This is a genomic window from Labrenzia sp. THAF191a (genome assembly GCF_009363335.1).
In the GTDB taxonomy this organism is placed as follows: Bacteria; Pseudomonadota; Alphaproteobacteria; order Rhizobiales; family Stappiaceae; genus Roseibium; species Roseibium algicola.
Genome location: NZ_CP045333.1, coordinates 2,339,756 through 2,362,647, shown reverse-complemented (window position 1 = coordinate 2,362,647; position 22,892 = coordinate 2,339,756). Strand labels below are relative to the sequence as shown.

The 22,892-nt window shown below is 60.0% G+C and carries 21 protein-coding genes; 2 read left to right on the top strand and 19 right to left on the bottom strand.

All coding sequences use genetic code 11. From position 1 onward, the window contains the following. Positions 1 to 154 precede the first annotated feature (154 nt). A complete protein-coding gene (locus FIV05_RS10920; RefSeq protein ID WP_173013823.1) occupies positions 155 to 1,051 on the top strand; it encodes a DMT family transporter in 897 nt (298 codons plus the stop codon). A 158-nt stretch (positions 1,052 to 1,209) separates the two neighbouring features. On the opposite strand, the gene serA is transcribed toward FIV05_RS10920, so the two are convergent. From serA to ruvC, 18 genes are all read right to left on the bottom strand, one after another. Then, complete coding sequence (serA, locus tag FIV05_RS10915; RefSeq protein ID WP_152509563.1) at positions 1,210 to 2,796, bottom strand: phosphoglycerate dehydrogenase; 1,587 nt, start codon at positions 2,794 to 2,796, stop codon at positions 1,210 to 1,212. 78 nt (positions 2,797 to 2,874) lie between these two features. Next, positions 2,875 to 4,053: a phosphoserine transaminase gene (locus tag FIV05_RS10910; protein ID WP_023003431.1), complete on the bottom strand. Its 1,179-nt coding sequence runs from the start codon at positions 4,051 to 4,053 to the stop codon at positions 2,875 to 2,877. Positions 4,054 to 4,328: 275 nt separating this feature from the next. Then, positions 4,329 to 5,150 carry an outer membrane protein gene (locus FIV05_RS10905; RefSeq protein ID WP_152509562.1) on the bottom strand — a complete coding sequence of 274 codons (822 nt, stop codon included), beginning with the start codon at positions 5,148 to 5,150 and terminating at the stop codon, positions 4,329 to 4,331. Between the two features lie 434 nt (positions 5,151 to 5,584). Then, a complete protein-coding gene (glmM, locus tag FIV05_RS10900) occupies positions 5,585 to 6,928 on the bottom strand; it encodes a phosphoglucosamine mutase (protein ID WP_173013822.1) in 1,344 nt (447 codons plus the stop codon). A 186-nt stretch (positions 6,929 to 7,114) separates the two neighbouring features. Further along, entirely contained in the window at positions 7,115 to 9,034 is a 1,920-nt protein-coding gene (ftsH, locus tag FIV05_RS10895) for an ATP-dependent zinc metalloprotease FtsH (RefSeq protein ID WP_023003435.1), read from the bottom strand. A 169-nt stretch (positions 9,035 to 9,203) separates the two neighbouring features. Then, complete coding sequence (gene tilS, locus FIV05_RS10890) at positions 9,204 to 10,472, bottom strand: tRNA lysidine(34) synthetase TilS (RefSeq protein ID WP_173013821.1); 1,269 nt, start codon at positions 10,470 to 10,472, stop codon at positions 9,204 to 9,206. Positions 10,473 to 10,560: 88 nt separating this feature from the next. Next, positions 10,561 to 11,508: a tol-pal system protein YbgF gene (ybgF, locus tag FIV05_RS10885; protein ID WP_031270520.1), complete on the bottom strand. Its 948-nt coding sequence runs from the start codon at positions 11,506 to 11,508 to the stop codon at positions 10,561 to 10,563. 245 nt (positions 11,509 to 11,753) lie between these two features. Further along, positions 11,754 to 12,239, bottom strand: a complete 486-nt coding sequence (pal, locus tag FIV05_RS10880; protein WP_152509559.1) for a peptidoglycan-associated lipoprotein Pal — start codon at positions 12,237 to 12,239, stop codon at positions 11,754 to 11,756. Positions 12,240 to 12,390: 151 nt separating this feature from the next. Then, entirely contained in the window at positions 12,391 to 13,740 is a 1,350-nt protein-coding gene (gene tolB, locus FIV05_RS10875; RefSeq protein WP_152509558.1) for a Tol-Pal system beta propeller repeat protein TolB, read from the bottom strand. A 45-nt stretch (positions 13,741 to 13,785) separates the two neighbouring features. Beyond that, a complete protein-coding gene (locus FIV05_RS10870) occupies positions 13,786 to 14,736 on the bottom strand; it encodes a cell envelope integrity protein TolA (protein ID WP_152509557.1) in 951 nt (316 codons plus the stop codon). A gap of 6 nt (positions 14,737 to 14,742) precedes the next feature. Continuing rightward, complete coding sequence (tolR, locus tag FIV05_RS10865; protein ID WP_023003441.1) at positions 14,743 to 15,195, bottom strand: protein TolR; 453 nt, start codon at positions 15,193 to 15,195, stop codon at positions 14,743 to 14,745. A 3-nt stretch (positions 15,196 to 15,198) separates the two neighbouring features. After that, the gene (gene tolQ, locus FIV05_RS10860) at positions 15,199 to 15,903 is read right to left on the bottom strand and encodes a protein TolQ (RefSeq protein WP_023003442.1); all 705 of its coding nucleotides are present in this window, start codon (positions 15,901 to 15,903) and stop codon (positions 15,199 to 15,201) included. Between the two features lie 265 nt (positions 15,904 to 16,168). Then, positions 16,169 to 16,636 carry a tol-pal system-associated acyl-CoA thioesterase gene (gene ybgC, locus FIV05_RS10855; RefSeq protein ID WP_152509556.1) on the bottom strand — a complete coding sequence of 156 codons (468 nt, stop codon included), beginning with the start codon at positions 16,634 to 16,636 and terminating at the stop codon, positions 16,169 to 16,171. A gap of 84 nt (positions 16,637 to 16,720) precedes the next feature. After that, positions 16,721 to 18,808, bottom strand: coding sequence for a methyl-accepting chemotaxis protein (locus FIV05_RS10850; RefSeq protein ID WP_209009933.1), 2,088 nt, complete (start codon positions 18,806 to 18,808; stop codon positions 16,721 to 16,723). 171 nt (positions 18,809 to 18,979) lie between these two features. Continuing rightward, positions 18,980 to 20,020, bottom strand: a complete 1,041-nt coding sequence (ruvB, locus tag FIV05_RS10845; RefSeq protein WP_023003445.1) for a Holliday junction branch migration DNA helicase RuvB — start codon at positions 20,018 to 20,020, stop codon at positions 18,980 to 18,982. Continuing rightward, positions 20,010 to 20,255, bottom strand: a complete 246-nt coding sequence (locus FIV05_RS10840) for a hypothetical protein (RefSeq protein WP_023003446.1) — start codon at positions 20,253 to 20,255, stop codon at positions 20,010 to 20,012. The genes ruvB and FIV05_RS10840 overlap by 11 nt, the downstream gene beginning before the upstream one ends. Then, positions 20,252 to 20,869 carry a Holliday junction branch migration protein RuvA gene (gene ruvA, locus FIV05_RS10835; RefSeq protein WP_062487064.1) on the bottom strand — a complete coding sequence of 206 codons (618 nt, stop codon included), beginning with the start codon at positions 20,867 to 20,869 and terminating at the stop codon, positions 20,252 to 20,254. Before ruvA ends, FIV05_RS10840 begins: the two co-directional genes overlap by 4 nt. Continuing rightward, the gene (gene ruvC / locus FIV05_RS10830) at positions 20,866 to 21,381 is read right to left on the bottom strand and encodes a crossover junction endodeoxyribonuclease RuvC (RefSeq protein ID WP_062487062.1); all 516 of its coding nucleotides are present in this window, start codon (positions 21,379 to 21,381) and stop codon (positions 20,866 to 20,868) included. The genes ruvA and ruvC overlap by 4 nt, the downstream gene beginning before the upstream one ends. A gap of 190 nt (positions 21,382 to 21,571) precedes the next feature. On the opposite strand from ruvC, the gene FIV05_RS10825 reads away from it, so the two are divergent. Continuing rightward, positions 21,572 to 22,333 (top strand): sulfite exporter TauE/SafE family protein, encoded by a 762-nt coding sequence (locus tag FIV05_RS10825; RefSeq protein WP_152509554.1) that lies wholly within the window; start codon positions 21,572 to 21,574, stop codon positions 22,331 to 22,333. 213 nt (positions 22,334 to 22,546) lie between these two features. Here FIV05_RS10825 and FIV05_RS10820 read toward each other — a convergent pair whose 3' ends face one another. After that, complete coding sequence (locus FIV05_RS10820; protein ID WP_023003450.1) at positions 22,547 to 22,858, bottom strand: MazG-like family protein; 312 nt, start codon at positions 22,856 to 22,858, stop codon at positions 22,547 to 22,549. Between the last annotated feature and the right edge of the window lie 34 nt (positions 22,859 to 22,892).

Sequence of the window (22,892 nt, the reverse complement as noted above, 5' to 3'; positions counted from 1 at the left end):
TCACTTCACCGGTCATTGCGGCCCAACGAACAAGGGCCGTGGCAAAGCATCACGCTCCATCCCCACAAGCGACCAGTCCTCTACTCGCGTTTCGGGTGTTCTTCATTCCGGTGGGGTGCTACCTGAGAAACATCACTCAATCAGAGATCGTGCAATGCCACTTCGTAACTGGATCATGCTGACCGTCCTTGGCGCCATCTGGGGCGGTTCCTTTTTGTTCGCAAAGGTGGCCGTTGCCGAAATCCCGCCGTTTGTTCTCGTATTCCTGCGTGTTTCCATTGCCTGCACGGTCCTGCTGATGATCCTTTGGCATCGTGGCATGTTGAACCGGCTGGAGAAAAAATATGTCGTGCCGTTTCTGGTCATGGGACTGCTGAACAACGCCATTCCCTTCTCTCTCCTGTTTCTCGGACAGACAGAAATCGGTGCGGGCCTCGCATCCATCCTGAATGCGACGACGCCTGTCTTCACGGTGATCGTGGCTGGTCTGCTGACGAAACAGGAAACGCTTCAGGGCAACAGGATTGCCGGTGTGGCGCTGGGTGTTGCAGGGGTCGCCATCATGTTGTGGAGCAGCCTGTCAGGCCTTGCGAGCGACCCGTTGTGGGCACAGCTTTGCTGCCTGGGTGCCGCGATCTCCTATGCCTGCGCGGCAACCTTCGCCCGCCGCTTCAAGACGCTGCCGCCGCAAGTGACGGCAACGGGTCAGTTGCTCGGTTCGACCACCCTCATGCTGCCGGTCGCTCTTCTGACTGCCGGTAGCTGGACCATGGCCGATCCCAGCCTGACGGCCTGGCTCAATGTGCTGGCGCTCGGCGTATTGGCAACCGCCCTAGCCTACCTGATCTATTTCCAGATTCTGGCCGAAGCCGGTGCGACCAACGCTTCGCTGGTCACGCTCCTTGTCCCGGCAAGCGCTCTCTTCTTCGGCTGGCTGATCCTGGGAGAAAATCTGGGTGTGCTTCAGCTTGGCGGATTTGCCGTACTGCTGGCAGGCCTCGTCGTCCTTGACGGACGCATCCTCAAAAAGCGCCGTGCACCGGCGGTCTGATCAGTTCGGGAAAAAAGGAGCCTTCTGCAAAAGGCAGAAGGCTCAAGCGCCAGGAACTTGGGCTGCACCTGACGTACATCCGGAAGGCGCGATTAGGGGCACGCACCCTTTTTGACCGGATAGCGGATCAGCGGGCGTTCCGTTGAACGCCAGCCATTCTAGAAATGCAGGGCCTTGACCTGCTTGACGTGGGAAACGGCCTCCAGCCGCGCCAGAACCTCCGCAGACACGTCGCCATCCACCTCCACAAGGCAGATCGCATCGTCACCGGGGGCCAGACGGCCGAGATGGAAGGTCGCGATGTTGACGCCGCTGTTGCCGAGTTCCATCCCGAGGTGTCCGATGAAGCCCGGCTTGTCCTCGTTGGTGATGTAAAGCATCTGCGGGCCGAGCTCGGCCTCCATGTTGATGCCCTTCACCTGGATGATCCGCGGTTTTCCGTCGGCAAAGACCGTGCCTGCGACCGAACGTTCCTGACGCTGGGTGATCACCGTAAGGCGCATGTAGGTCTCGTAGGCGCCGTCCTTCTCGCGGCGGATTTCCTCGATCTTCATGCCCCGTTCCTTGGCAAGGATGGGCGCGGAAACCATGTTGACCGTCTGCAGGAGCGGCGTCAGCAGACCCGTCAACGCAGCTGCAGTCAGCGCCTGCACGTTCATCTCGGCAACGGCACCGGCATATTCCAGGCGAACCCCTTCGATGCCCGTCTCCGTCAGCTGCCCCGCGAAGGAGCCCAACTGTTCGGCCAACCGCACGAATGGCACCAGCTTGGGCGCTTCCTCGGCAGTAATGGACGGCATGTTGAGCGCGTTGCGGACTGCGCCCTGTAGCAGGTAGTCGCACATCTGCTCCGCCACCTGCAGCGCAACGTTTTCCTGGGCTTCCGTGGTGGAAGCACCCAGGTGCGGCGTCGAGACGAAGTTCGGCGCGCCGAACAGCAGGTTATCCTTGGCTGGTTCCTCGACAAAGACGTCGAACGCCGCCCCGCCGAGTTTGCCCGCGTCCAGGGCCGCCCGCACTGCCGCCTCATCCGCAAGCCCGCCTCGGGCACAGTTGATCAGATACGCGCCCTTGCGCATCTTCTCGATGGCCTTGGCATCGATGATGTTGCGCGTCTTGTCGGTAAGTGGTGTGTGCAGGGTGATGAAGTCGGACCGGCTCAACAGGCCGTCAAGCTCGACTTTCTCGACACCTAGCGCAACGGCCCTTTCCGGCGTCAGGAAGGGATCGAAGGCGATCACTTTCATCTTCAGGCCGATAGCGCGGTCCGCCACGATCGAGCCGATGTTGCCACAACCGATCAGCCCGAGGGTCTTGCCGGTAAGTTCACGGCCCATGAAGCGGGATTTTTCCCACTTGCCTGCCTGGGTCGAGGCATCCGCCGCCGGGATCTGGCGCGCAACGGCCATCATCATCGAGATGGCATGTTCGGCAGTGGTGATCGCGTTGCCGAAGGGCGTGTTCATGACGATGATACCGCGCGCGGTCGCCTTGGGAATGTCGACATTGTCGACGCCGATCCCGGCACGGCCAATCACCTTCAGATTTTCAGCAGCTGCAATGATTTTTTCCGTAACCTTGGTGGCCGAACGGATTGCCAGACCATCGTATTTGCCGATGATCTCCAGCAGTTTTTCCTTGTCCTTGCCGACGTCCGGCAGGAAGTCCACGTCGATGCCGCGATCCTTGAAGATCTGCACGGCAGCGTCCGACAGCTTGTCGGAAATCAGTACCTTGGGAGCCATTGGAGCCTCTCCTTGAATACGAGAAACGATCCGGGCAGCGCACCGCCCGGGACTGTTGTCGTTGAAGGATGAACAGGCTCAGGCGGCCTGGGGCAGCTTCGCTTTTTCCGACTGGAACGCCCAGTCAAGCCAATGGGTCAAGGCCTGAAGATCGCTCGTCTCGACGGTCGCGCCGGCCCAGATCCGAAGACCGGACGGTGCATCGCGGTAAGCGCCGATGTCATAGGCGATGCCTTCAGCGTCGAGCGTACCGGCAAGAGCCTTGGCAAAGGCGGCCTGCTGGTCTGCAGTGAGCGAAAGAATGCCCGGATCCGTGACCTTGAGGCAGACGGACGTGTTCGACCGCGTTGCCGGATCAACGGCAAGGAAATCGACCCAGGAGGTCTTTTCGGCCCAGTCGGCAAGCACCTTGAGGTTCGCATCAGCGCGGGCACGCAGGCCAGACAGCCCACCCAGACCGTCGGCCCACTTGAGGGCGTCGATATAGTCCTCGACACAGAGCATGGACGGCGTGTTGATGGTCTCGCCCTTGAAGATGCCCTCGATCAGTTTGCCACCCTTGGTCATGCGGAAGATCTTCGGCATCGGCCAGGCCGGCGTATAGCTTTCGAGACGCTCGACCGCGCGCGGGCTGAGGATAAGCATGCCATGTGCAGCTTCCCCGCCCAGCACTTTCTGCCAGGAGAAGGTCACGACGTCGAGCTTGTCGAACGCAAGGTCCTGCGCAAAGGCGGCGGAAGTCGCATCGCAGATGGTCAGGCCTTCGCGATCGGCCGGGATCCAGTCACCGTTGGGAACACGGACGCCGGAAGTGGTCCCATTCCAGGTAAAAACAACGTCCTTGGAGAAATCGACCGAGGCAAGATCCGGCAGTTCGCCGTAAGGCGCTTCCAGGACCCGGGCATCATCGAGCTTGAGCTGTTTGATGACGTCGGTAACCCAGCCGGAGCCAAAGCTTTCCCAGGCGAGCATTTCGACGCCACGTGCACCGAGCAGCGACCAGAGCGCCATCTCGACAGCGCCGGTGTCGGACGCCGGGACGATACCGATCCGATATCCGTCCGGCACGTTCAGCACCTTGCGGGTCAACTCGATGGCTTCGGCAAGTTTGGCCTTGCCGGGCTTGGCGCGGTGAGACCGCCCGAGCGGCGCATCGCCCAAAGCCTCAAGCGACCAGCCGGGACGCTTGGCACAGGGACCAGAAGAAAAATTGGGATTGGCCGGACGCACGTCCGGCTTGGCGGTGAGGTCTGTCATATCTGTCTACCCTCGCAGATAGTTGCCTCTCGTTGGGGAGAGGTGGCCCACCTATGGGGATAGGACCTTCCTGACCTTTGGTCAATTCAAATCACGGGTGATCGGATAAATTCGGTCACGCCTCTCGCCTTCCGGAAGCGTTCTCTGAGACAAGCCACCCGCACCTGAAATCAGGATTGGCGTCGCCTGGCAAAAGAGAACTCAAGGGAAAGTGTGTGCACAAACAGGAAAAGGCCGGTCGATTGACCGGCCTTTCAAATTCGATGATCGAAAGATCAGAAGTTGCTGGTGATCGGCCCCTGCGGCTCGTAGTAGACCGGGCCGGCCGGGGCTGCGAACGTGTTGAAGGTGTAGCGCGCACCGAGGCGGAACTCGTGAGCAGTGAGATCCTCCCATTTTTCTCTCGTTCCGCCGGTGCCAGCATCCTCAAGCCTAACACTCTTTGCTTCCCCGAGGTTCTTATACCGGTACCCCGCATCCAGGCTCCAATTAGGAGTGAAAGCGTACTCAGCACCGGCCATCAAAGCCCAAGCAAAATTCCACTGGCCGTTGTCACCGTCATAAGTCGGGTTTGAACCGTCAGGATTATACGACTTCTTGTTGCTGGTATTAACATATGCTGCACCGATACCAGCACCCACGTAAGGCGTAATCCTGTTCCAGGTACCAACGTCAACGTAAGCATTGAGCATTACTGTCCAGACGTCGATGTCTGCTTGCTCTTTTGAATACTGGCCGGAAGTGGCACAACCAACGCACTCTGCGTACCCCGTCGCAGTTGCCCGTGTCTCATAATCCAGCGTCAAGTCTGTTCGAAAGTAGTCGTTAAACTGGTAACCAACACCAACACCAAACATCCAGGCGTTGTCCATACTGGTTCGTTCATATCGCAGATCCCCAATAGCAGGATCGTTAAAGCTACCGTCCGGGTCACTGTATAATTTGTAGCCAATATCGCCACGCAGGTACCAACCGCCAGCAGCCGGGACTTGCGGGATGTGCTCGATGACCGGGGTTGGCAAATCCGCGGCATATGCAGCAGTGGAAAGCGCAACAGCAAAGCCGGTCAAAGACAAACGCTTAAAGAAATTGTCCATGTCCTCGTCCTTTTCCAGTGAGCGTCCGCGTTAACCAATGCCGGACACATCAAACTTGAAAGCATACTGACGGGAATTCATTAATTGTGACTTAACTCTGTTCTTTAACCGCGTTTTTTTACCTTAAGGAAACCTTAACAGCCGAAGAAACATCGATAGATCAAAAACAGGCTTGCAAAATTATCAGGCAGGCCGGGGACATAGCTGCCAAAGTCGCTTGTTGTCATCCAGGCCGAATGAAGCAGAAGGCAGATCCGAAGGCCCATCTATCGCCACGTTTTCTGAAACTTGTTAGGACTTCTCGAGAAAGTGGCATCCAGTCGCCCTGTCCCAAGCCTGCATTCCAGGTGTCATCCGGGGCTGTCCGCAGATAAGAGGCAACAAAAAAGCCGCCTCACATGGGCGGCTTTTCTTATCACTTGCTGTCTCGCCGATCAGGCTGCAGTTGTTGCCACCACGCCGGCGATATCATTGACCACCTGCTTGACCAGCTCCGCATCGTCGCCTTCCGCCATCACGCGGATCAACGGTTCGGTGCCGGAAGCTCGAATCACGAGGCGGCCGGAATTGCCAAGGCGGGCTTCGCCATCCTCGATCGCGGATTTGACCAGGTCCTGCTCAAGCGGCTTGCCACCCTTGTAGCGCACGTTCTTGAGGATCTGCGGTACGGGTTCGAACCGGCGGCAGACTTCCGACACGGGCTTGTCCTGATCCTTGACGCACGCAAGAACCTGCAGACCCGCAATCAGGCCGTCGCCGGTCGTGGCAAAGTCGGACAGGACGATATGGCCGGACTGCTCGCCGCCGACATTGTAGCCGTTGGCACGCATATGCTCGACCACATAGCGGTCACCGACCTTGGTCCGGGCAAGGCCCAGCCCGAGGCTCTGAAGGTATCGCTCCAGCCCGAGATTGGACATGACCGTCGCCACGATCCCGGGCGCGGACAGGCGGTTGCTTTGCTGCCAGGACTGCGCCACCACGGCCATCAGCTGGTCGCCATCCACCACTGAGCCGTTTTCATCGACGATGATAACCCGGTCCGCATCCCCATCGAGCGCGATGCCGATGTCGGCGCGTACTTCATGCACCTTGCGGGACAAGGCATCAGTCGACGTCGAGCCGCATTCCTTGTTGATGTTGAAGCCATCCGGCGTGACACCCATGGTGATCACTTCCGCACCCAGCTCCCACAACGCCTCGGGCGCGACCTTGTAGGCAGCCCCGTTGGCGCAATCGATGACGACGCGCAGACCTTCCAGGCTCATTTCGCGTGGCAGTGTCCGTTTGGCAAATTCGATATAGCGCTGCTGCGCACCGTCAATCCGCTTTGCGCGGCCAAGCTCGCTGGCGCTCGGCAGGCGGGATGTCAGATCGCTTTCCATCAGCTCTTCGATCGTCTTTTCGATCTGGTCGCTGAGCTTGAAGCCATCCGGTCCGAAGAACTTGATGCCGTTGTCCTGGAACGGATTGTGCGAGGCAGAGATCATCACTCCGAGATCGGTTCTGAGCGAGCGTGTCAGCATCGCGACCGCGGGCGTCGGCAGCGGGCCCAGCAGGAACACATCCATGCCGACCGAAGTGAAGCCCGCCACGAGGGCGTTTTCCAGCATGTAGCCGGAAAGGCGGGTGTCCTTGCCGATAACCACCCGGTGGCGGTGCCCGCCGTTCTTGAAAGCCAACCCGGCGGCCATGCCAACCTTCAGCGCCATCTCGGCGGTCATGGGATAGCTGTTCGCCTGACCGCGGATGCCGTCGGTGCCGAAAAACTTGCGCATCAAATATGCCTTGCTGATCTATCTGTCTTGGTTGCGCTCTTTGTAACGCAATCAGCCGAAGTCACGATTCAAAATATGTGAGCAATTGTTACCATTCCCTGATGGCTGGCAACCCTGTTCTTTCACCGCAAACGAAGATGCCCGGCGCAGGCCGGGCATCTGGGTTGTTCAGAATATCGGAACCGATCAGGACTGCGGCTGCGGCTCCATGCCACCGCTGGCCTCGTCGCCACCACGCTTGGCACCGGCGGTCGGTACCGCGGACGACCGGCCGACCGGCTGGTCGTCGTCCGTGTCGCGCACTGGCGGCTTGCCATCGAGCAGACCCTTGATCTCGTCACCCGACAGGGTTTCGTACTCCAGGAGACCCTTGGCGATCGTGTGCAACTGGTCTTCGTGGTCGCCCAGGATCTTCTTGGCGGTTTCATACCCCTGATTGACGAAGGACTTGATTTCCGCATCGACGATCTTCTGGGTTTCGTCGGAAACATGCTGGTTCTTTGCCACGGAATGCCCCAGGAACACTTCTTCCTGGTTTTCCCCGTAAAGCAGCGGACCGAGCTTGTCGGACATGCCGAACTGGGTCGCCATCGCGCGGGCCAGCTTGGTGGCCATCTGGATGTCGCCGGACGCGCCCGAAGTCACTTTCTCGTAGCCGAAGATCATTTCTTCGGCGACGCGGCCACCCATGGCAACGGCAAGGTCGGCCTTGCACTTGGCGCGGGTAAGCGACACCTGATCCTTCTCCGGCAGGCGCATGACCATGCCAAGCGCACGTCCACGCGGAATGATGGTCGCCTTGTGGATCGGATCGGAAGCTTCCTGGTGCAGAGCCACCAGCGCGTGACCGGCTTCGTGGTAGGCGGTCAGCTTCTTTTCTTCCTCGGTCATCACCAGCGTACGGCGTTCCGCACCCATCATGACCTTGTCCTTGGCGTCTTCGAACTCTGCCATGGTCACCAGGCGCTTGGAGCGGCGGGCAGCCAGAAGCGCGGCTTCGTTGACGAGGTTCATCAGGTCCGCACCGGAGAAGCCCGGGGTACCGCGTGCCAGCGTCTTGACATCGACATCCGGTGCCAGCGGAACTTTCCGCATGTGCACTTTCAGGATCTTTTCGCGGCCGGTGATATCCGGGTTCGGCACCACGATCTGGCGGTCGAAACGGCCCGGGCGCAGCAGCGCCGGGTCCAGAACGTCCGGCCGGTTGGTCGCGGCGATGATGATGATGCCTTCGTTCGGCTCGAAACCGTCCATCTCGACCAGCAGCTGGTTGAGTGTCTGTTCGCGCTCGTCGTTACCGCCGCCGAGACCGGCGCCACGATGACGGCCGACCGCGTCGATTTCGTCGATGAAGATGATGCACGGAGCATTCTTCTTGGCCTGTTCGAACATGTCGCGGACGCGGGACGCACCCACACCGACGAACATTTCCACGAAGTCGGAACCGGAAATGGTGAAGAACGGTACGTTGGCTTCACCGGCAACCGCACGCGCGGTAAGCGTTTTACCGGTACCCGGAGGGCCAACAAGCAGAACACCGCGCGGGATCCGGCCACCAAGACGCTGGAACTTCTGCGGGTCGCGCAGAAACTCGACGATTTCCTGAAGGTCTTCCTTGGCTTCGTCGATACCGGCTACGTCCTCGAAGGTTACCCGGCCGTGTGCCTCGGTCAGCAGCTTCGCCTTGGACTTGCCGAAGCCCATGGCCTTGCCGCCGGAACCCTGCATCTGGCGCATGACGAAAATCCAGATACCCAGGATGATCAGCATCGGCAGCCAGGAGAACAGCGCACCAAGCAACGGAGAGCTTTCCGCCGGCGGGCGAGCGTTGATCAATACGCCCTTGCTGCGCAGCTCATCGACATATTGCGCGCCGTCAGGAGCGTAGGTCTGGAAGGCACTGCCACTGCTGTAGGTACCGGTGATCTTCTGTTCCTGAATGATGACCGATCGGATCTCGCCGTTGTCGACCTGCTTCATGAAGTCCGAATAAGCAATGTCATTCGTTGCGCCATGCTGCGCGGGACTTTGAAAAAGCTGGAACAATGCGATCAATAGCAGGGCGATGATCACCCAGAGAGCGAAGTTGCGAAAATGTGCGTTCATTTCGTTTCCTTAACCGCCCAACGCGACTAACTGCACGCGGTTACGTTTCTTTAGAGCGAAGATAGGTCGCCCAAAGCCCGCTGCCAAGGCGGTGCGCCATAGTTGCGCAGATGCGCTGACTATTTTCTTAAGCACGGACCTCTAACAGATGTTCCAGATGGGGAAAACCTCAGATTTCCTCGTCTGCGTCCTCATTGTCCATAAAGTTATCCGGCAATTTACCTTGGATCGGCATTCGCTCCAAATTCAAATCTGCGCTCCTGCAGGAATTGCCAATAGTCAAAACCGCCGTTGCGGAAGCCGGGATCAGGATCTCCCCTGCCCGCCACAGGACCGGCGCGCAGTCAAATGCGGCCCTGGGCCAGCCCGCCGGCCAGTCGATTTCCCGGGACGCTACAGGCGCTTTCATCAGCGGCCCCAGGCACAAGGGCGCATCACTTTCGCCAACAGAACGTGTGGGGGCCCGGTAAAGGTAGCGGCCATCCCATGTGCCGGTTCCAGCAAGACCCGTGAGAATGCCCGGCGGCTCGCGCCCCGGCTCTTTCCACACTTTGATGACGCTTGCATCTGCGTCGAAAACCGATCCTTGAAAGGTCTGACGGTTCGTCTCATCGGACATCAGCACCCCGTCCAGAGCCTGAAGCCTGGCAAGTCTTGGTCGGGAATTCTTGCCCGAGACACGCGCCATCAGATAGACGAGCAGCCGGAGACGGAGTTCTTCCGGCTGGTTGCGGTAGGCTTCACGCTCCATGCGAGCCGGACCCGCCGGGTGTTCGGTGATCAGCCGAGCGACCAGGTCGTCGGCAGTCCGCTCCAGCGCTTCCCGCGCCCGGCGGATATTGGCGGCGGTCTGCGCAAGGCGCTCTGCGCTCAATCCCTCCTCGGCCAACAGCGACAAGATGGCGCGGAGCCGGCTGCGCTTGTATTTCGGGTTCCGGTTGGAGGGATCCGTGCACCAGGAACGGCCGCGCTCTTCAAGCGTCGCCTCGAGGTCGGATTTCGAAACACTCAGGAGCGGGCGCAGCAGGCGCAGACCTTCCGGCCCGCCACCTTCGTCAGCCGCCATCCCGCTGAGGCCGGTAACGCCGCTCCCCCGGGTCAGACGGTCCAGAAATGTTTCCGCCTGATCGTCAAGGTGATGACCAAGAACAAGCGCCTCCGCACCGATGTCCCGCATACGCGCTGCCATCAACCGGTAACGGGCAACACGTGCCGCTTCCTGGAGGTTTGCAGCCGGTTTGGTGCCGGTCCAGTGCAACACCGTGCAGGCAAGGCCGCATGCGCGCGCATTCGTTGCAACGAATTCCGCCTCCTGACCGCTTTCAGGCCGGAGTTGATGATCCACACACAGCACTTCGGCGGCACCCTGCCAGCCGGTGCGTTTGCGCCATTCATCGAAAAGGACAAGAAGACAAAGGGAATCCGAGCCGCCGGACACCGCCAGCGCCAGATTGGAAAAAGAGCTTAGCTTTGAAAAAAGAGCATCGACGCGATCGGCCGGGAGCCTCTCGGGCTCAACCGGCCCGTCAGGAGCACTGGGCACGACGGCGTTCATCCCGCGCCTGGGACAAAACGGCTGGAGCGGCATTCGGATATTTGTTCAGCAGTTCGGAAAACGTTGCGCAGGCCGCATCCGCTTCACCGAGTCCACGCAGCGAGACGCCCAGCTTGAGCAGGCTGTCGGGGCTCTTGGCGTTGCCGGGATGGTCCGTGTAGGTCTTCAGGAAGGCATCGGCTGCCTCGCGGTAGTTCTGCTGTGCCAGCAGGCTTTCGCCCAGCCAGTATTGAGCGTTCGCAGCCTGTGCATCGTCGGGATAGGTTTCCAGAAAATTCCGGAATCCGCGCTCGGCACCCGCGTAGTCGCCATTGACTGCCAGGGAATAGGCCTGATTGTAGTCAGAGCTCGGGTCGCCGCTGCCGATGACGCTGGCAATCTGGTCATCGTCGGTGGCAAGACCGGGATCGGGCGCGATTTCCTGACCGGTGCCAGGCAGGTTTTCAAGCCCGTTGGCCAGCCGCGAAAGGTCGATCGGACCGTCGCTCGGCAAACCGCTTTCATAGCCGCCGGACTGATCCCAGTTGCCGTCTCCAGATCCGTCCGTGGGAAGGGTCGCAAAGCCTCCACCCGGCGCGATAAGGTTGCCCGACTGCGGAGTACCGTCCGGGCCTAGGCCCGGAGCGGTCGATCCTGGAGCGACATCCGAGCGTTTGCCCGGGGTGCCGCCTTCCAGCTGCTGGAAGCGGTATTCATTGTCTTCCTGCATGCGGCGCATCTGATCCTGCAATTCCCGCATCTGATAGGACAACTGTTCGATCTGGCCGGTCAAAACCCGGATCCGTTCCTCAAGCTGACCGATCCTTACGCTGGAATCGTCATTCTTGCGTCCGAACAGCTGGGCTTGCGACGGTGTGGCAGTGGCGAAGGTGATGACCAACGCCATGATGAGACCTGCCAGTCCCTTTAGTTTCAGCATTCGCTCCTCCGGTTGGATTTGCTGTACCAGTGTCTGGCCGTGGTCCGACAAACGCCAATACTCAAGCAGATCCACGCGCATGATGTCTTACCATGCCCGGCTTCTTACTCAAGTGCACAGAGCGCTTCGACTTCGGCCAAATTTTGACGTTACCGGCTGACATTGAAGTGATTTCGTCATTTCCGGCCGGCCCAACAAAAAAGGCCGGGCAAGCTGCCCGGCCTTTTTGTTCGGCATTTGCCGGATCAGTTGGTCGCGTTGTTCAGGACCGTCACCGCGCGGCGGTTCTGTGACCAGCAGCTGTTGTCGTTACAGACAGCCACAGGCCGTTCCTTGCCGTAGGAAATCGTCCGGACACGCGAGGCGTTCACGCCCTGCGCCACCAGATAGTCACGTGCGGACTGGGCACGGCGTGCTCCCAGCGCGATGTTGTACTGACGCGTGCCGCGTTCATCCGCATGCCCCTCGATCGTGATCGTGTACTGGGGATAGCGATTCAGCCACTTGGCCTGATTGGCAAGGGTTGCCTGACCCTGCGATGTCAGCACCGACTGGTCTTCTTCGAAGAACACGCGGTCACCCACGTTCACGACGAAGTCCTGGCCCGTGCCCGGCTTCACATTGCTCGACAGCCCGTCCGGTTTGTTCTGGGCACATGCTGCTGCGAACAGAACCACGAAGCAGACTGCAATCCAGCGCGCGCCCCGTCCGGCGTTTAAACTCTTGAACATTCCTGTCTCCTACACCCCAGCCCGCCAACCTGACATTTCATCCGTCCGGTTCTTGGTAAACGCTTTCTAGCCAAAACCGGTAAAAAACGCCTTTTCAAACATGGTTAGCGAAAGCTTAACACGGCCTGCCTTCACAGGCCGCATGTCTCCATCAGTCGATCAGCGGCGACCAGGAGGGATCCGACGCGAAGGCCGGGGTCTCCACCCGCTGTTCGTTGTATCCCGTCAGGTCCACGGTCCAGACCTGCGGCCCGCCATTGGCACCCGGCGTATCCCGGAAAAACACCAGCACACGGCCGTTCGGCGACCAGGCCGGACCTTCGTTATGATAGCCTTCGGTCAGGATACGCTCGCCCTTTCCGTCCGGCCGCATGACGCCGATCATGAAGCGGCCCTGGTGCTGCTTGGTGAAGGCGATCAGGTCTCCACGCGGCGACCATACCGGCGTGGAATACCGGCCAGGCCCGAAGGAAATACGCTGCGCACCGCCGCCGCCTGCGCTCATCACATAAAGTTGTTGTGTGCCGCCGCGGTCGGATTCGAACACGATCTGGCGTCCGTCCGGTGAGAACGACGGGCTCGTGTCGATGGCCGCGTCGTTCGTCAGACGCGTCGTCTGGCGAGAGCGCAGGTCCATCTTGAAGATGTTGGCATTGCCACCCTGCTGCAGGCTCATCACCACGCTCTGCCCATCGGGCGAGAACCGCGGGGCAAAGGTCATGCCCGGGAAGTTGCCGACGATTTCGCGCTGACCCGTTTCAATATTCAGCAGATAGACACTCGGATCGGTGCCGCCGTAGGACATGTAGGTGACTTCCTGGCTCGTCGGCGAGAACCGCGGTGTCAGCACCAGATCGTCGCCGCGCGTCAGGTAACGCACGTTTGCGCCGTCCTGGTCCATGATCGCCAGGCGCTTGACGCGCTTGTCCTTCGGGCCGGTTTCGTCGACATAGACGATGCGGGTGTCGAAGTAGCCCTTTTCACCGGTCAGCCGCTCATAGATCGCATCAGCGATGATATGCGCCAGACGCCGCCAGTTTTCGGGTGTCGTGTAGAATTGCTGGCCCAGCATCTGCTCTGCCGCGAAAACGTCCCACAGACGAAATTCCGCCCGCAGGCGCCCGTCCGGCTGCTTGATCACCGTACCGGTGACAAGCGCCTGGGCACTGATCTGGCGCCAGTCGCCGAAACGCGGCGTGGAATTCACGCTCATGTTCTTCTGAATGAAGCTGGCCGGATCAAGCGGCCGGAACAGGCCGGATCGTTTCAGGTCGGCGGCAATGACGTTGGTCATGTCCGCGGCCAGCTTGCCGTCTCCGCCTTCGGCGGAAAACGACGGCAGTGCGATCGGCAAGGGCTCGATGTTGCCCTGGGTAATATCGATTTCGACAAGCGCTGCCGCCGGCAGCGGAGCAATCACCACAAAAGAAGCGAGAACAAATGCGAGCCCTCTGGCTTTCCGGTTTGTGAAAACAGAAAGTTTCTTCAGTATTCCGCGCATGAGCACATCAGCTCCCTTATGGACGTTTGGACTGGCCGGGCCAGTCTATCCCCCGAGCATCTCTCTGGGGTCGAAATTGATGATGACTTCCTGCCAAGCTTCATACTTGGAAATTGGCAGATTGTATGGCTGGCAGCGCATGATCGCGCGCACGGCACTGCTCGAGGCTGCTCCGAACGCCGGATTGCCGCTGGAATTCATGACTTCCGGCTGGCCCGAGACCTGACCGTCCTGGGACAGGTTGAAACGGACACGAACCTTCAGGTCTTCCGCACCGACGGCACCCACCGGCGGGTTCCAGCATTGCGCCACCATTCCGCGCAGCGCATCCAGCTCGGACTGGCTCATACGCACGTTCTGCTCTCCGCGCCGGGAACCGAGAGAGGCCGGGTTCTGGCTGGTTTCGCCGGTCTGTTTGGCCGGTTCGACCTTGTTCAGGAGCGCAGCGATATCGGTGCTGTCGAAATTATCCTTCGGCGGCTCGGGCGCATTCCTCGGCGGCGTCGGCTTGGAGCGCGGCGAAACCTTGGTCACGATCGGCTGGGGTGCAGGCGCTGCCTCCTGCTGCGGCACAGGTTCCGGCGCGGGGGCAGGATCCGGTGCAGGCGCAGGTTCGGCCACCGGCGCCGGTTCGGGCGCAGGCGCCGGAGCTGGCTCCGGATCCGCAACGGGCGTTGGCTCCGGAGCCGGAGGAGGCGTCGGAGACGGCGAAGGTGTCGGCTGCGTCGGCTGCTCAACCTTGCTTTCGCCCGGCTTGTCGGCCGGTTTCGGAGGTTCTTCGGCCGGGGTTTCGCTTGGGTTTACCGCCGCGACATCCCGGATTTCGGCGGTCTTTTCGCCGACCCGAAGCCTGGTGATCTCCTCGATGGGCACCAGTTCGACAGGCAGAGAATCCACCTGAGGAACCGCAAAGCTCTCAGCGTCCGGAAAGGCGATCAAGCCCCAGAGCAGGAAAGCCGAGTGACCGGCCAGAGACGCGATGAGACCTGCGCGCATGACGCGTTACGAGTCCCGTTCTTCCAGAGTGACAAGACCGAGGCGTTTAAACCCGGCCGCGCTGATGCGGCCCATCAGCTTCATCATGGTGCCGTAGTCGGCATCCTGATCGCCGCGCACGTAGATACGTTCCTCGTAACCATTGGCGGCAATGGCTTCGAGCTTTGGCACGATCTCCTCGATCGTGATCGGGGTGTCCTGGATGAAGATTTCACCAGCCGCGTTCACCGAGATGGTTATCGGCTCGGTATCGCCTTCCAGGGCCTTGGCGCTGGTCTCCGGCAGATCGATCGGCACACCGACCGTCAAGAGCGGAGCCGCCACCATGAAGATGATCAGGAGCACCAGCATCACGTCGACCATCGGCGTGACGTTGATTTCGCTCATGGGTGCGTGGCGACGCCTGCGCCGCCCGCGCCGTCCGCTTCCTGCCTGACCTGAACCGACCTGCATGGCCATGGATCAGCCCCTCTCGTCGATCTGACGGGACAGGATGGCGGAGAACTCGTCCGCAAAGCCTTCCATGCGTGAAACCGCCTTGCCGACGTCGGCCGAGAACTTGTTGTAGGCGATAACTGCCGGAATGGCGGCCAAAAGACCAAGTGCGGTCGCAAACAGAGCTTCGGCAATACCGGGCGCCACGACGGCAAGGTTGGTGCTTTCCGATGCAGCGATGGCCTGGAACGCTGTCATGATGCCCCAGACCGTTCCGAACAGACCGATGAACGGTGCCGCAGAGCCAACGGTTGCCAGGATCAGCAACCGGCTTTCAAGCCGCTCGGCTTCGCGCTGGATGGTGACATCCATCACCCTGTCGATACGCTGCTGCAGGCTGCCGATGGCAGGCCGCGCACCCTCGTGGCTGCGCTTCCATTCGCGCATGGCTGCGACGAACAGTGCCGCCATGGAATGGTTCACACGATTGTGAAGCGTATTATAGAGTTCTTCGAGAGACTGACCGGACCAGAACACCGTTTCGAACCGGCTCATCTGGCGCCGTGTCCGGCCGACCAGCATGATCTTGTCGACGATGATCGCCCAGCACCACACCGAAGCGCCCAGAAGGCCGAGCATTACGACCTTGACGACGATATGCGCCTGCCAGAACAGCGCAAAAAACGAAATGCCGCTCTCTGGCGCCAATGTCGATTGGACAAGTGTTTCCATAAATTCAATGACCCCTTGGCCGTCTGACGCTGTTTTGCATTCAAGGTTTCGAAAACGACAGCGAGGAACCGGAATCAGCCGGCCGGCTCTTGTAACCTGCCGCCTCTCTGACGTTTGATTTTGTCAAAACTGGGACTTTTCCAATCAAAGAAAGTCCCTCTCTAAAGGAATCAATTAAGGTTACTGCAAGATTAACGCAGTAATGGGTTTTGAAAGTATTTTACCGCCGCCAAGCAGCTTGCCTGCTCTTTCAGAGCCAAGCCCTTCAACCGTCGGTGTTTTCTCCAGGTGCATGCTGCACGAGTTTTTCCGAAAGGATCTGCGGCAGTCGGGTCGGACGTCCCTGCGAGGTGATGATCGCAACGGTGACGGCAGCCGAAATCAGCAGCTCTTCACCGCGGTAAATCAGCTGATCGAGCCGGATTCGGGCGCCTTTGTACTCCGCAAGGCTGGTATGAACTTCCAGCACATCGTCAATCCTGGCCGGTTTCTGGAAGTCCAGCGTCATTGTCTTGACCGCAAAGGCCAGTGAAGCACCGTGGGTACCTTCGGCCATCTCACGATGGTGAATGCCGATAAGACGAAGGAAATCCGACCTGGCGCGCTCGAAGAAGCGCACATAGGCACCGTGATAGACGATACCCGTGAAATCCGTGTCCTCGTAGTAGACGCGAACAGGAAGCACATGACCGCCATCTTCCAGGCGGCCGGCGAGATCCGGCCAGTCCGACACGCTTTGTTCCTCGAAAGCTGAATGAAAAAGCCTCCCGGTCGACCGACCGGGAGGCTCGTGCCTGACCCTTACGTAGGCCGGATCTTATGCAGCGGCAACCTCGGAGAGGAATTTCTCGACGGACGCACGAAGCTGTTCCGCCTGCTGTTTCATCTCGATGGTCGCGTTCAGCATGTCGCCAACCGCTTCCGAGTTTTCGGCAACGCCTTCGTTCAGCGATGCCACTGTCTCTGCAACGCTGCGGGTACCTTCCGCGGCTTCTGCAACGTTTCTGGAAATCTCACCGGTGGCAGCGCCCTGCTGCTGCACGGCGTCCGAAATCGTGGTGGTGTAGGAGTTGACCTCCTCGACTGATTCCGACACCCGGGCAATCTCTTCCACCGCTTCGGTGGTGGAGGCCTGGATTGCCGCGATCTGCGCGGAGATTTCTTCCGTTGCCTTGGCGGTCTGGCCGGCGAGCGACTTGACCTCGGAGGCAACGACCGCAAAGCCCTTGCCGGCATCGCCTGCACGTGCGGCTTCGATCGTCGCATTCAGCGCCAGCAGGTTGGTCTGTTCGGCGATCTCTGAAATCAGCGACACGACATCGCCGATCTTGTTGGCCGCTTCCGCAAGGCCGGAGATCTTGGAATTGGAGCTCTGCGCGGCGGTGGTGGTCTGGGCCACGATGCTTGCCGTGGTTTCGACCTGTCGGGAAATCTCCGAAATCGACGCGTTGAGTTCCTCGGTGGCGGAGGCAACCGCCTGAACGTTGGAGGAAGCGTTTTCCGAAGTCGACACCGCGGTCTGCCCCTGGTCTGACGCGGCAGTGGACCGGTGACTGAGGGCGGAAGAGACTTCTTCCACACGGGCAATATTGGTTTCCACCAGTTCCAGAACCGCTTGCGACTCGGCGCGGAATGCGGCGATCAGCGCATCGATGGTCTTTTCACGTTGCTCGCGGGCGATGTGGCCAACCTTGCGCTCGGATGCCAGACGCTCGCGTTCGATCGAACTGTCCTTGAACACTTCGATACAGCGCGCCATGCGGCCGATCTCGTCCTGGCGTTCGGTTGCTTCGACACCCACTTCCAGGTCGCCGTCGGCGATCTTGCGCGCCGCGACGGCAAGGCGTTCCATGGGAGCGAACATGCGCCGGGTTACCCACCAGATCAGGCCGACGATCGGAACCAGACAGAGGAAACCGGAAATGATCGCACCATAGGTGATGCGATCGGCGGCAGCCGACAGTTCCGTCTGCTTGACGGCATCGACAACACCGAAGGGCGAACCGACAAACGTGTTGCTTGCTTCCGCGAAGCGGTAGTCACCGTCTTCCAGGCGGATCAGCCGGTCGTTGACCTTGATATCGGAGATCATGTGGACGGCGCTTGCGCGGCCCATGTCGTCGAGCTGAACCAGCTTGCCATCGGAATCGGCAAGGAAGATGCGCTCGCTGTCGCCGAGGCCGGTCTTCTCGTTCAGCAATCCGGCCAGATGCTCCATGTTGGTCGTGAACGCAATCGCGCCGAAGAACCGGTCCAGATAGAACACCGGCACCGCGAGAACTTCCGAGACGGTACCGTCTTCGGTGGTCACAAAGCCCGAGGAATAGATCTGCCCGGCAGCCAGCGTCTCGTTTTTCGAGGCCTCGAACAGCTTGCCCATGGCGATCTGCACCGGATGCCCCTGGATTTCGGCATCCTCCAGGTGGAAAGCGAATTCCGGTCCCTTGCGATAGGAATAGGTGATGAACCCGTCCGGATTGGCCAGCGCGGCATCGGAAAACAGGCCTTGATCAACAAGTTCCTGGTAGATCGGATGAACGACCTTGTGGTTGTTGACGTAGTAGTTGGACTCTTCCGGCTCCACCAGGAGGTGCCGCTCACCTTCAGGGTGCGGATTGTCGGTGATGAAGATCCTGCGGAGAAGCTTCTTCGGGCTCTCCTTCTGGCTCTCCTCGACGTTTTTCTGCCCATCTTTCAGGTTCTTCCACCCGACCATGGTCTTCATCAGGCTGTCCTTGGCGCCTTCCAGCGTGGAGAAGAACGCAGCGCTGTCCTTCACCTGCCCAAGGGAGAGTTCAATAACCTTCTGTTTCGCCTTGGTAGCACTTTGCAGGCCGGCATCTGCCTGACCGTTTGCAACATCCCGCGAAATGGTCGACGTGACCGTGACAATTGCCACGCACATAGTGAGTGCGCCGGCTAAAAACATTAAAGCCAGTTTAGATGAAAGGCGCTTCCGCATGGTTTCCCCCGCATAGTTAACGCGACGATACGTCAGGATTCGCGAATAAATGCTTAATCGCTATGCAGAGCTGGATGTAACCGACAAGACCTTGTCTTATAAATACTACGTAAACTATTCGGGATCGGTAAACAGTCCCATTTGCGGAGCATCCGGTCTGGATGGGGCCGCGAGACCCAGGTGTTCGAACGCCATCGGCGTCAGGATACGTCCCCTTGGCGTCCGCTGCAGAAATCCGTTCTGGATGAGGTAGGGTTCGACGATCTCCTCGATCGCATCACGAGGCTCGGAAAGTGCTGCCGCAATGGTCTCGATCCCGACAGGCCCACCACCGAAATTCACCGCGATCTGGCTCAGGTAGCGACGGTCTAGACTGTCGAGCCCGGCACCATCGACCTCCAGCTGCAGAAGCGCCCTGTCGGCGAGTTCCCTGTCGACCCGCTCGACGCCGGCGACAATGGCAAAATCCCTTACCCGCCGCAGCAGTCGCCCGGCGATACGCGGTGTTCCACGGGAGCGTTTGGCAATCTCGCGGGCACCGTCTTCAACCATGCCGATGCCGAGAATGGCGGCGCCACGCTTGACGATGTGCTCCAGCTCCGGAACCGTATAGAACTGCAGCCTGACCGGAATGCCGAAGCGATCGCGCAGCGGAGTGGTCAAGAGGCCCAGCCGCGTCGTCGCTGCAACGAGCGTGAACTTCGCCAGGTCGATCTTGACTGAACGCGCAGCCGGTCCTTCACCGATGATCAGGTCGAGCTGGAAGTCTTCCATCGCCGGATAAAGCACTTCCTCGACTGCCGGATTGAGCCGGTGGATCTCGTCGATGAAGAGGACGTCGCGCTCTTCCAGGTTGGTCAGAAGGGCCGCAAGGTCGCCCGCCTTGGCAATGACAGGACCGGAGGTCGCCCGGAAATTGACCCCCAGTTCGCGTGCCATGATCTGCGCCAGCGTCGTCTTGCCGAGACCGGGAGGCCCGACGAACAGGACATGATCCAGCGCCTCACCCCGCGCCTTCGCCGCACCGATAAAGACCTTCAGATTGGCGCGCGCCTGGGCCTGACCGACAAAATCATCCAGCACCTGGGGGCGCATGGTTGAATCGATCTCGTCCCCCCGGATTTCCGGCGTCACGATGCGAGTGTCATCCGACATGGCTTACGACCACAAACAGCAACACCAGAAGAGCCAGGGAATAGGCCACCCGGAGTGCATAGAATTTCTTGAACTGGCGCAGGACAAACGGGTCGTCCGACTCCACACGGCGTCCGTTGACGGTAAACGGACGATCCCCCACCGAGGCACTGAAGCGGTGATCGAGGTACATGATACCGCCGATCCCCAGAACCACGAACACGACGGCAATGATGCCATAGGTAACGGCGATCATCCGGCCAATTCCTTCAAGCCAAGGCGGATCAGCGTTTCCGTGGTCGCGTCCTCACCGACTGACTGCAAGGCCTTTGCGACGGCGCCACTCGCCTGCGCCTGTGCATACCCCAGATTGGTGAGCGCCGAAACCGCCTCGGCCACCGGCCGGGCAGCCACGTTGTCGGCAACGTTCTGGGAAACCGCTATCGTGCCCTGGTCCACTGTGGCAAGTCCCGGTGCCTTGTCCTTGAGTTCGGCAATGATGCGCTCGGCAACACGCTTGCCGACACCAGGCGCCCGCGAAATCGTTGCCTTGTCGCCAAGAGCAATCGCGTTGGCGACTTCACTTGCCTTCAAGATCCCCAGAATGCCCAGCGCCACCTTGGCGCCGACACCCTGCACGGTCATCAGGATACGGAACCATTCGCGCTCCGCCTCTACCCCGAAGCCATAGAGCCGGATCATGTCCTCACGGACGATTGTCTCTATGAAAAGGACAGCCGCTTCACCTGCGCGCGGCAGACCCTGCAGAATGCGCGAGGGACAATGGACCTGATAGCCCACCCCGTGCACATCCAGGATCACGTGATCCTCGCCATAGCTGTCGATGGTGCCTTTCAGCTTGCCGATCATATTGCCCCCATGGCGGCAAGCCGCGCTGTACTGTTGGACCGGTGCTGCGCATGGCAAATGGCAATTGCCAGTGCATCGGCGGCATCGTCCGAATTGAAAGTGGCCCGCGGCATCAGAACCTTGACCATGGCCCGGATCTGTTCCTTTTCCGCATGACCGGTCCCGACCACCGTCTTCTTGACGAGGTTCGGCGCATATTCGGCAACCGGAAGTCCGGCGAGCGATGGCACCAGCAGAGCGATCCCGCGTGCCTGCCCGAGCTTCAGAGTAGCTCCCGCATCCTTGTTGACGAACGTATGTTCAACCGCGGCTTCGGACGGTTCATGCTGGCGCACGACTTCGCTGAGGCCGTCATGCAGCTGCACCAGGCGCTCGGCCAGGCTCTTCTTGTTGTCGGAGGTTACCGTACCGGAAGCGATGAAGGACAGGCGATTTCCCGTCGCCTCGATCATGCCCCAGCCGGTACGCCGCAGCCCCGGGTCGATGCCCAGCAAACGAATCGCGTGTATCATGGAACAAATCGGTAACAAAACTTCCCCGTTGACGCCAGCCAAAGCGCGGCTTACCACCGGAAAGCCTGTCAAAAACACCTCACAACGTGTTTAATCCGGCCTTGCCCCTACCGGCAGGCCACCTCCCCCGCCAAGGCTCGCCATCTGCCGGGCCAATCCCTTGTTGATCCCGTCCGCTCCGCGAGTTCCCATGGCCGACATCTTCAGCTCCTTTCCGCCCGGCCTTCTGGTGTTCCTCGCCGTGGTCCTGTTTGTGGCCGGTTGCGTGCGCGGGTTTGCAGGGTTCGGTGCGGGAATGATCTTCATGCCGGTGGCCGCCAGCGTCATGCTGCCGTCAACCGCGGCTGCCACCTTTCTGTTCATCGACGGCATTGTCGCACTGCCTTTGGTGGTCAGGGCGCTCAGGCTGTGCAACTGGTCGACAGTGCTTCCCGCGGTCGTTGGTGCCGTGGTCTTTGTTCACGTCGGCGCCTGGCTTCTGGCCAACGCGGACGTGCTGGTTCTACGCTGGACGATCTTTGCAATCGTGACCGGACTGCTACTGCTGCTGGTGTCCGGCTGGCGCTATGAACGCAAACCCTCCAGGCCGGTGTCGCTTGGAGTTGGCGCAGTTGCGGGCATCCTCGGCGGCATCTCGCAGATCTCCGGCCCGCCAGTGGTTGCCTTCTGGCTCTCCAGCGCCAAGGAACCGGCAATCGTCCGTGCCAACCTGATCGTGTTCTTCGCGCTCGCGAGTATCGGAACCTTCGTTGCCTATATCTTCAACGGCTTCTTCACGCTGGAAGTGTTCCACCTCCTGATCATGGCGATCCCCGTCTATGCCCTTGCGATCTATCTCGGCTCCAACGGCTTCAAGCACGCCGACCCGAAACTCTATCGCAAGCTCGCCTATGGCCTGATCGCCCTCGCCGCCCTCTCCAGCATGCCCCTGCTGGATCCGCTTTTCCGGTAGGCGGTTCTTGGCGTTATGTTAGTGTGGAGGAACACCCAGACACCCTCATCCTGAGGAAGCGCAAAGCGGCGTCTCGAAGGATGGGCCTCTTGTTCCGGAGTATGTAGCCCATCCTTCGAGACAGCGCTTTGCGCTTCCTCAGGATGAGGTTGAGTGTGGCTAGGGCCATCCGATCAACTTGGCAAAAACCGTCCCAAAAACGCGGTGCAAACCCTATTCGGCCAAAGGCTTTTCCTGCAGCTTCTCCTGCCATTTGGCACATTTTTCCGCCATCAGCCGCGTGAGTTCCGCCTCGAACTCTTCCCTGCTTGAAGAAGCCTGCGCCAGAACGCTCATCGCCACGATCGCAGCATCGGCGGCTTCTTCACGGACATCTGCCAGCGTCTGGTTCTTGTATTCGCTGCCCGGCGCCTTCGTTGCCGAAAGAACGGCCTGCGCCAGCTCTCCGGCTTCCTCCGCCAGCTTCAGCGCACGCTCCTGCAAGGTTTTCGGGTCTTTCTGCGTCAGGTCGAAGATATTGAACATGCGATCGGTCTCCTTGGTTCAAGGAAGGCGCGAG

What these genes read in the sequence shown, in the direction of transcription:
- FIV05_RS10920 (WP_173013823.1), top strand. Translation starts at nt 155, where the DNA reads ATGCCACTTCGTAACTGGATCATGCTGACCGTCCTTGGCGCCATCTGG.
- serA (WP_152509563.1), bottom strand. Translation starts at nt 2,796, where the DNA reads ATGGCTCCCAAGGTACTGATTTCCGACAAGCTGTCGGACGCTGCCGTG.
- FIV05_RS10910 (WP_023003431.1), bottom strand. Translation starts at nt 4,053, where the DNA reads ATGACAGACCTCACCGCCAAGCCGGACGTGCGTCCGGCCAATCCCAAT.
- FIV05_RS10905 (WP_152509562.1), bottom strand. Translation starts at nt 5,150, where the DNA reads ATGGACAATTTCTTTAAGCGTTTGTCTTTGACCGGCTTTGCTGTTGCG.
- glmM (WP_173013822.1), bottom strand. Translation starts at nt 6,928, where the DNA reads ATGCGCAAGTTTTTCGGCACCGACGGCATCCGCGGTCAGGCGAACAGC.
- ftsH (WP_023003435.1), bottom strand. Translation starts at nt 9,034, where the DNA reads ATGAACGCACATTTTCGCAACTTCGCTCTCTGGGTGATCATCGCCCTG.
- ybgF (WP_031270520.1), bottom strand. Translation starts at nt 11,508, where the DNA reads ATGCTGAAACTAAAGGGACTGGCAGGTCTCATCATGGCGTTGGTCATC.
- pal (WP_152509559.1), bottom strand. Translation starts at nt 12,239, where the DNA reads ATGTTCAAGAGTTTAAACGCCGGACGGGGCGCGCGCTGGATTGCAGTC.
- tolB (WP_152509558.1), bottom strand. Translation starts at nt 13,740, where the DNA reads ATGCGCGGAATACTGAAGAAACTTTCTGTTTTCACAAACCGGAAAGCC.
- FIV05_RS10870 (WP_152509557.1), bottom strand. Translation starts at nt 14,736, where the DNA reads ATGCGCGCAGGTCTCATCGCGTCTCTGGCCGGTCACTCGGCTTTCCTG.
- tolR (WP_023003441.1), bottom strand. Translation starts at nt 15,195, where the DNA reads ATGGCCATGCAGGTCGGTTCAGGTCAGGCAGGAAGCGGACGGCGCGGG.
- tolQ (WP_023003442.1), bottom strand. Translation starts at nt 15,903, where the DNA reads ATGGAAACACTTGTCCAATCGACATTGGCGCCAGAGAGCGGCATTTCG.
- FIV05_RS10850 (WP_209009933.1), bottom strand. Translation starts at nt 18,808, where the DNA reads ATGTGCGTGGCAATTGTCACGGTCACGTCGACCATTTCGCGGGATGTT.
- ruvB (WP_023003445.1), bottom strand. Translation starts at nt 20,020, where the DNA reads ATGTCGGATGACACTCGCATCGTGACGCCGGAAATCCGGGGGGACGAG.
- FIV05_RS10840 (WP_023003446.1), bottom strand. Translation starts at nt 20,255, where the DNA reads ATGATCGCCGTTACCTATGGCATCATTGCCGTCGTGTTCGTGGTTCTG.
- ruvA (WP_062487064.1), bottom strand. Translation starts at nt 20,869, where the DNA reads ATGATCGGCAAGCTGAAAGGCACCATCGACAGCTATGGCGAGGATCAC.
- ruvC (WP_062487062.1), bottom strand. Translation starts at nt 21,381, where the DNA reads ATGATACACGCGATTCGTTTGCTGGGCATCGACCCGGGGCTGCGGCGT.
- FIV05_RS10825 (WP_152509554.1), top strand. Translation starts at nt 21,572, where the DNA reads ATGGCCGACATCTTCAGCTCCTTTCCGCCCGGCCTTCTGGTGTTCCTC.
- FIV05_RS10820 (WP_023003450.1), bottom strand. Translation starts at nt 22,858, where the DNA reads ATGTTCAATATCTTCGACCTGACGCAGAAAGACCCGAAAACCTTGCAG.